Raw genomic sequence first — 5,533 nt, forward strand, 5'->3', positions numbered from 1 at the left:
TCAGCTTTATTCCATCCTTCTTTTGATACTTTTATAGCTGTTTCATATCTTGTATTTCCTACTATTTTCTTAGTATCAACTGCTACTGAACTTGAAGAATTTCCACCACTGTGTGAACTTCCTCCTGAACTAGATGGCTTACTTGGTTTAGATATAGCTTTTACTGTTACTTCACAAGTTACAGTTTTATCTCCTACTTTAGCTGTAATTATTGCTTTTCCTTCTTTTATTCCTGTTACTTTTCCGTTTTTATCTACTTTTGCTATTTTTTCATCTGAACTTGTCCATGTTACAGTTTTATCCTCAGTTGTATCTTCTGGATTGTATTTTACTTTTAAATCTTCTTTATTTCCTTCTTCTATTGTCATTTTTTCTTTATCTAAATTTATGCTTTCTAATTTAACTGGTAAATAAACTGGTTCAAAACCATCTGTCATGTTATACAGACTGTTTTTATTATTGTTAAATCTGTCATATGCTACTAATGCAGACATTCCTAATTCTGTTGCTTTTAAATTTATTTCTTTATCTTCTGGATTTTTAAATCCACCATCTTCTACGTAGAATTCCATTAATGCTGAAAGTGCTGATTTTCCATCTTCTTTCACAAATCTTGGATCATTTAGTGGATCTATTCCTGCTTCTATAAGTGCTATTACTACTTCTGCTGTACATTCACATTTACTTACTAATATACTATCAAAACTACCATCTTTCTTTTGTTCTTTTGATAAGCAATTTATTGCACGTTTTTGTTGTCTTTGTCCCATACTTGATATATTGTACTTAGTTTGTGCCTGTAATACAATTGCTGCTGCTTCTGAATCAGGTATCTTCGTTACAGATCTATTCCTAAATCCATGTAATTTATGATTATAGCAACGGATAAAATCACCTAGATACTCGTGTCTATATTCATCACATTTATATTCATATTCATCATATTCTGTTTCTTCCCTAAATTTTCCAGTTAAAATATATCTGTTACTATCACTTGCTTTTAATGCCATTGTGCTTCCTATTAAACTATATGTTTCAAGATTTTCCTCTTCCTTAAGAAATCTAGCTACATCTACAGCATGTGTTAAAAGATTATATCCACCTACATTTGTTGCATCTTTTCCTATAGAAGTAACTTCTAGTATTAATTGTAAATAATCCATACAACTAAAATCTTTTATTTTTCCATTTCCTTCTTTTAATTCCTTAACTACATTTTCATAATAATTTTCATAATAATTTTTTGGAACACTAACTCCACCTCTTGCTAATTGTAGTATATTCCATTTTGAAAATTGTGAATTATTTTGATTATTTTTATAAATATTCTCACTTATTTTTTCTATTTTTTCTCTAACATCAATACGTTTCTCAATTATTGGTTTCTTATTTACTATTAGTTCTGCTGTTTTTTCTACTTGTCCCACTTTAGCTTTTATTTTTGTATTTCCTTCTTTTATTCCTATTATTTTTCCATTTTTATCTACTTTTGCTATACTTTCATCTGCTATTGTCCAATTTACTTTTTTATCATCTGTTGTATCTTCTGGATAATATGATACTATAAGTTTATCAGTTTTTCCTTCTCCTATAGTTACAGACAGTCTATCAAAGTTTATTTTTTCTAATTTTATTTTATTATCAATAAGTTTTGTAGCATCACTCATATCATAAAGTCTATTCTTACCTTTAACAAATCTATCATATGCTACTAATGCATACATACTTTGGTCAGTGGCCATTCCATTAACATCTGTACTTAATGTATGCTTAAATCCTCCACCTTCTACATAAAATTGCATAATTGCTGGAATTGTCCAGTTATTATTTTTTATAAATCTACTATCTTTTGCTGGGTCTACTTCTAAAGCTGTAAGTGCTACTATTACTTGTGCTATACTTTCACTATTTTCAGTTCCCCAACTATTGTAGCCTCCATTGTCAAGTTGCATTTTTGATAAAACATCAATTGCTCTATCTATGTATGGTTTTACTTCTATTTTATTTCCTTTTTCATCAATTACAGTTGAATCTTTATATTTAGCTAGTGCTTGTAGAGCCATAGCTGTTATATCTGGGTCTGCTTTATTTCCAAAAAGTGCCCATCCACCACCTTTTATTTCTTTATCTAATATGTATTTTACTAAATTGTCTCTTGTAGATTGATTTTTACCTTCATCTGCTTTTGGTATTTCATAATTATTTGTATCTAATGCTATAAGTGCCCATATCGGTCCATTTATTCCTTGTTTTTTTACTTTATCAAAATCAGATAGAGGTTTTATTAAATCATATCCACCAACATCAGTTGGATTCATTCCTAAAGAAGTAAGAGCTACTATTAATCTAGAGTACTCTGTGTATTTAATATTATCTAATACTCCATTTTTCTCTTTTACTACATCGCAAACTTTTTTATAATAACTTTTATAATAATTTTCTGGTACTTTATATCCTGCCCTTGCTAAAGAAAGTATTGTCCACTCGCCTGAAGTTGTTCCAAAACCAGGCTCTGGAATTTCTTTGCACATGAATGCCCCCGTTGCATTTATAGCTTGTTCAACGCTTGTACTTGAGTTAACTGTTTTTTGTGCAAAAGCGATAGGCATGCTTCCTAAAAACATACTTATTGAAACTACCAAAGAAATTATAGATTTAATAAACCTATTTTGCTTTTTCATTCAATTCTCCCCTTTTTGTAAAAGTATTCAGTTATAAAATTTTATAACTGAATACTTTACTTTACATATAATTAATATTTATTTAACTGCATCTGTCATATCATAAAGTGGCTTTTGATTATTAATAAGTCTATCATATGCTACTAGTGCATACATACCTTGTTCTGTACCCATTCCATTAACATCTGTATTCATTGTATGTCTAAATCCTCCACCTTCTACATAGAATTCCATTAATGCTGAAAGTGCTGATTTTCCATCTTCTTTTATAAATCTAGAATCTGTTGCTGGGTTTATTCCTAAAGCTGTAAGCGCCACTATTACTTGTGATACACTTTCACTATTTAATGACCCCCAACTTTCATATCCTCCATTTTTATTTTGCATTTTTGATAGTGCATCAACTGCTCTATCTATACAAGATTTTACGTCGCTATCATCTTGATATTTAGCTAATGCTTGCAGTGCCATAGCTGTTATATCTGGGTCTGCCTTATCTCCCCAAAGTGCCCATCCACCATTTTGTATTTCACTATCTAAAATATAGTCTACATAGTCACCTTTTAGTGAATTTGTATTTATACCTTGTTTACTATCTAATGCTATAAGTGCAAATATAGCACCATTTATACCTTGACTTACAACTTTATCAAAATCATAAAGATTTTTTACAAGGTCATAACCTCCAACGTTAGTTGCATCTTTTCCTATTGCGTTAAGAGCTAATATAACTCTTGAATATTCTGTATATTTACTATCACTTAAAACACCGTTTACTTCTTTTACTTTATTAACTATATTATTATAGTATGTATCATAATATGAGCTTGGTATGTTATACCCACTTCTTGCAAGTCCTAATATATCCCACTCTGAATAAAGCTGAGGATTTTGATTGTTTTTATATTGATAAGCAGCTGTTTCATTTATTGCTGATTTAACATCAATTTTATTTTCGCTTGCTTGCTTAGGTGATATAGTTACTATACAAGTTGCTGTTTTGTCCCCTACTTTAGCTGTTATTGTTGCTGTTCCTTCTTTTACACCTGTTACTTCTCCATTTTTATCAACTTTTGCTATCTTCTCATCTGAGCTTATCCATGCTACTGTTTTACTTTCTGTTGTATTTTCTGGATTATATTTTACCTTTAAAGATTCCTTTTTACCTTCTTCTATTGTCATTTTATCTTTGTCTAAGTTTATGCTTTGTAATTCTACATTTGGAGTATCTAAAGCTAATTCAAGGTCTTCCAATGCATTATTTAAATTTCCTTGACTAACAGCAACATCTTCTAATACTTTATATGCTTCATCATAAGCTACTTTTACATCAGAATTAGCTAATAACTCTGCTTTATTTTCTTGACTATTTACTTTACCTACTAATGCTGTAAGTTTATCTTTATTAGCTACAGATATGAAAGGTTCACTAGAGCCAAATCCATCTCCTCCAATATCTGCTCCGTATCCATATGTTGTGAATTGCCATCTTATTACATCTCCATCTTTTGGAGTATATCCTGAAGCTCCTACATTAGGAAATTCGCTGTTTATACAATACATCCAACCAGACATAGGTGTATAGTCAAATTCACCTAACCAGTTTTCTGTTGATCTTTTTGTAATATCTCCACACTTATCTAATATATACTGTGGTACATTCGGTTCTCTAGTATCATTGTCTTTTATTCTAGATAAATAAAAACTAGAATCTACATTACCTGTATTTTTATAATTTCCTTCTCCTATTATTTTAGTTACTAGATATGCTACATTATCCCCTTCATAAAAAGGCACTTCAATAGGTTCTTTTACATATCCAAGCCCTAGAGTGAATTTTTCAACAGACATAGTCACATGTCCTTTAGGTTGTTCTTGTTGTAGTTTTTGTGCAAATGCCATAGGCATACTTCCCAAAACCATACTAGACGAAACAACTACAGAAACCATAGTCTTCATAATTTTGTTTTGCTTTTTCATTTAATTTTCCCCCTTTTAAATTTTTAATAAAATACTATACTCCCTCCTTTTTTACAAAAAAATAGAAGTATATCTAAATTAAGATATACCTCCATTTTTTAGTCAGTATTAACAAATTAAATTTTTCTGTGATAATGTAATTTATATGTCTTCTTTAATTTAATTCTATAAATTCTCTTAAATTCCTTCAAAATATGAATTATTTCACACTTTTAATATAAAAAACTACCTCAAATTTAGATTTTATGTGTAATACTCGCTCAATCTGAAATATAATCTTCCTTCCATGTAGGTAAAATACACCTACAAATGTCAGTATAGCTTATATTTTCAGATTTTTACTACATTATCTTTATAATCTTTGAGGTAGCTTTATTTACTTATTAAGCTATTTCTTTGTACATTTTTTCTATTTCATTAAATCCATTATCGCATCCTCCACCTACTTGAGTTATAGTTTTTGCTGATTTTGATTTTAATACTTCTCTTTGTGCATTTCCTAAATTTTCTCCAACTATAACTACCGGTGCATTTTGTTTTGCTGCTAATGATCCTACTGAAAGTGCATCTATTAAGTGACTTTCTTCTTTCATTCCATTTTTACAAACAAACATATTATTTACTTTGTCTGTTGTGTAGAATTTAGATATTATCTTAGCATTTGTTTCATTTCTATCTATTCCACCTATTCTCTCTGGATTAACTAATTTATTTTCTACACCTTTTGATATTGCATTAGTTTGACCTATTATATATGATTTTTTAATATCATTTTCTTTAATATATTTATCATATATATCTGTTCCATTAGCTGGTGAAAGTAATATTGGCATATTTTTATTTGCTGATACTGATGCTATTGAAGTTGCATC

The 5,533-nt window shown here is 29.5% G+C and carries 3 protein-coding genes; all 3 read right to left on the reverse strand.

Annotated elements, in window-relative coordinates; genetic code table 11:
- Positions 1-2,681, reverse strand: a 2,681-nt coding sequence (locus CHF27_RS13280) for an Ig-like domain-containing protein (protein ID WP_199533675.1), incomplete at its 3' end; no start/stop codon positions are given.
- Between the two features lie 78 nt (positions 2,682-2,759).
- Positions 2,760-4,661 carry an Ig-like domain-containing protein gene (locus CHF27_RS13285; protein ID WP_115976305.1) on the reverse strand — a complete coding sequence of 634 codons (1,902 nt, stop codon included), beginning with the start codon at positions 4,659-4,661 and terminating at the stop codon, positions 2,760-2,762.
- Between the two features lie 383 nt (positions 4,662-5,044).
- Positions 5,045-5,533: cell wall-binding repeat-containing protein (locus CHF27_RS13290; protein ID WP_147294094.1), on the reverse strand; the 489-nt coding region annotated here is incomplete at its 5' end.

The sequence above is a fragment of the Romboutsia maritimum genome, from assembly GCF_002251085.2.
Classification (GTDB): Bacteria; Bacillota; Clostridia; order Peptostreptococcales; family Peptostreptococcaceae; genus Romboutsia_B; species Romboutsia_B maritimum.